This window comes from Achromobacter maghribensis, assembly GCF_057334215.1.
This window is the reverse complement of record NZ_JBHFII010000040.1, coordinates 1-2,708: the sequence shown is the minus strand read 5'-3', so window position 1 is coordinate 2,708 and position 2,708 is coordinate 1. Positions and strand designations below refer to the sequence as shown.

The 2,708-nt window shown below is 66.2% G+C and carries 3 protein-coding genes and 1 pseudogene; 1 reads left to right on the top strand and 3 read right to left on the bottom strand.

What is annotated here, in order from left to right:
- The 3 genes from ACE039_RS16765 to ACE039_RS16755 form a co-directional block, all read right to left on the bottom strand.
- Nucleotides 1–867 (bottom strand): MFS transporter (locus ACE039_RS16765; protein ID WP_485822865.1); only part of this gene is annotated, 867 nt, incomplete at its 3' end.
- 51 nt (nucleotides 868–918) lie between these two features.
- Nucleotides 919–1,545, bottom strand: coding sequence for a glutathione S-transferase family protein (locus ACE039_RS16760; protein ID WP_485811661.1), 627 nt, complete (start codon nucleotides 1,543–1,545; stop codon nucleotides 919–921).
- Nucleotides 1,546–1,814: 269 nt separating this feature from the next.
- Nucleotides 1,815–2,591, bottom strand: coding sequence for a Nif3-like dinuclear metal center hexameric protein (locus tag ACE039_RS16755; protein ID WP_310033727.1), 777 nt, complete (start codon nucleotides 2,589–2,591; stop codon nucleotides 1,815–1,817).
- A 19-nt stretch (nucleotides 2,592–2,610) separates the two neighbouring features.
- Between ACE039_RS16755 and ACE039_RS16750 the strand changes: the two are divergent.
- Nucleotides 2,611–2,708: pseudogene (locus ACE039_RS16750) on the top strand (2-alkenal reductase); the annotation flags it as partial.

Genomic DNA, 2,708 nt, shown 5'->3' with positions numbered 1-2,708 from the left:
GTCGGCAGCGTCAGATGTGTATAAGAGACAGGCGTAGGACACCGAGAACACCAAGAAGGTGTAGATCAGCGTGACTTCGGCAATCTTGCAGCCGATGCACAGCAAGAGCGATTTGCCGTGCGCGCGCAGCAGCTCACGCAGGGGCATTTTGTCTTCCAGCGGTTGCCTGGCCTGCGCGCGCTCGCGCTTGACGCGTTCGAACTCGGGGGATTCGTCGATGCCGTGGCGGATGAACAGGCCCACGACAATGAGTACGGCGCTGGCCAGGAACGGCAGGCGCCAGCCCCAGGACAGGAAGTCCTCTTCCGGCAGCCGCGTCACCAGCGCGAAGGACCCCACCGACAGCAGGATGCCCAAGGGCGCGCCCACCAGCGGCAGGCTGCCGAAGAACGCCTTCCACTTTGGCGGCGCATGCTCGACCGCCATCAGCATGGCGCCGCCCATTTCTCCGCCGAACGACAGCCCCTGGCCGATGCGCAGCACCACCAGCAGCACGGCGGCCGAGATGCCGATCTGTTCATAGGTTGGCAGCAGGCCGATGAGCACGGTGCACAGGCCCATCAGCAGCAGGCTCAGCGTCAGCATGGATTTACGGCCGACGCGATCGCCGAAGTGGCCGAACAGGATGCCGCCGATGGGACGCGCCAGCATGCCGCTGGCGAACGCGCCAAAGGCCGCCAGCGTGCCAGTCACCGGATCGAATTGCGGAAAGAAGATCTTGTTGAAAACCAGGGCCGCGGCGGTTCCGTAGGCGAGGAAGTCGAAGGCCTCCACGGCGGTGCCGATGACGGTCGCGACGGCGACCCGGAACAGGTTTGGTTTCTTGTGTGATCGGGCAGCAGGCTGCGCGGCGGGTATGGCGTCCATGTGGTTTCCTCTTGTCTTGTCGTAATGGTTTTGTGTCGTTGCGCGCCAGGTTCAGGTGCCTGGCGTCACATATCCCGGCAACTGCCGTATGCGTTCGCGCCATGCCGCCATGGCGGGATAGGCGGCGACGTCGATGGCGGCTTCTTCGGCCAGCGCCGCGTAGCCGTAGCAGGCGATGTCGGCCACGGTGGGCGCGTCGGCACCGGCCAGCCACATGTGTTCCGAAAGGCGCTTGTCCATGCCGCGCAGGACGCGGTCCGTGCGGGCTTGCATGCCCGGGATGTCGAGCAGCGCCTCGCTCACGCCCAGGTGGTGGGCGGCCTCGGCGTGGCTCACGACGCGGGTCAAGCGCAGCGGTTGCAGGCTGTTTGCGATTTCGTTGGCGGATACCGATAGCCAGGCGTGCATGGCGCCGATGCGGGGCAAAGGCGCCAACCACTCGGGCGCGTAGTGGTGCGCAAGGTGCAGCAGGATGGCGTGGCTGTCCCAGACGGTGATGTCGCCATCGGTCATCGCGGGGACCTGCTGAAAGGCGCTGATGCGCTCGAACGCCGCGGTCTGGTTCTTGCGGGCCAGCACGTCGACAAAGGTGCTTTGGTAGGCCTTGCCGATGAGGGCAAGAAATAGGCGGACCTTGTAGCAGTTGCCAGAGCGCGGGTGGTCGTAGAGGGTCAGCATGCAGTGGCTCCGTAGGAGGCCCGGCCGGGAGGGCGTCGGCGGCGGGCAACTGCATGGAATGCTAGGGCGGGGGTCGTCAGCCAGAATTGACAGGGAGAGAACCGCGATTGACCAGACGCGACGCACAGGCGCGGGTTTGACCAGACCCTCTGGTTTTCCCGGAGCCGATTCCGACGGATTCGCGGGGTGCCTGGCGCACGTGGCGGCGGCATCGTGAAATGAAAACGCCCCCTTTCGGGGGGCGGATGGCAGGTCGTGGGCAGCGCGTTCTATGCCGGGTTGTCGATGTCGACGAACTCGACCTTGATCCCGAAACGTTCGGCCACGGCCTGACCCAGCGCTTTTGCGCCATAGCGCTCGGTTGCGTGATGGCCGGCGGCGATGAAACCCACGCCGGTCTCACGCGCCAGGTGCACGGTGGATTCCGACACCTCGCCCGTGATGTAGGCGCTGGCGCCCGCGTCCACCGCGTCGGCCAGCATGCCTTGCGCGCCGCCCGTGCACCAGGCCACGCGCGACACGGGCTGGTCCGGGTCACCCACGACCAGGGGTTGGCGGCCCAGGCGTTCGGCCACGCGCGCGCCTAGTTGCGCAAGCGTTTGCAGGCCGGGGGCCTGGCCCAGCCAGACCAGGTTGTCCTGGCCACAGGTGAGCGGCGAGCCGTCGTCCCGGCGCGCCGGCGTCAGGCCCAGCACCCGGGCCAGTTGCGCGTTGTTGCCCAGCGTCGGGTGCGCATCCAGCGGCAAGTGGTAGGCGTACAGGTTAAGGTCGTTCTTCAGGGCCAGCGCCATGCGCGTGCGGCGGGTGCCGATGACGCGGCGGTCTTCGTTGCGCCACATCCAGCCGTGATGCACCAGCACCGCGTCGGCCCCGCGTTCGACCGCCGTGCGCAGCAGGGCTTCGCTGGCGGTGACACCGGTGATAATGTGTCCGACTTCAGATCGGCCCTCCACTTGCAAGCCGTTGGGGCAGTAGTCCTTGAAGCGGGCGGCTTGCAAGGTGTCGTCCAGCCAGCTGGCCAGCACGTGGGAGTCCACTTTTTTCATTGCTCGTCCTATCAAAATCATGCGCCGATATTGGCTGATATTCGCTCAGGCCGTCACGGTCTGCCTGGCTATTCTATTCGTGGTCACCACCCTGCGGCCCGACCTGCTGCGTCTGGC

Bases quoted from the DNA above. Each gene is read 5' to 3' on its own strand.
- ACE039_RS16760 (WP_485811661.1), bottom strand. From the start codon at position 1,545: ATGCTGACCCTCTACGACCACCCGCGCTCTGGCAACTGCTACAAGGTC.
- ACE039_RS16755 (WP_310033727.1), bottom strand. From the start codon at position 2,591: ATGAAAAAAGTGGACTCCCACGTGCTGGCCAGCTGGCTGGACGACACC.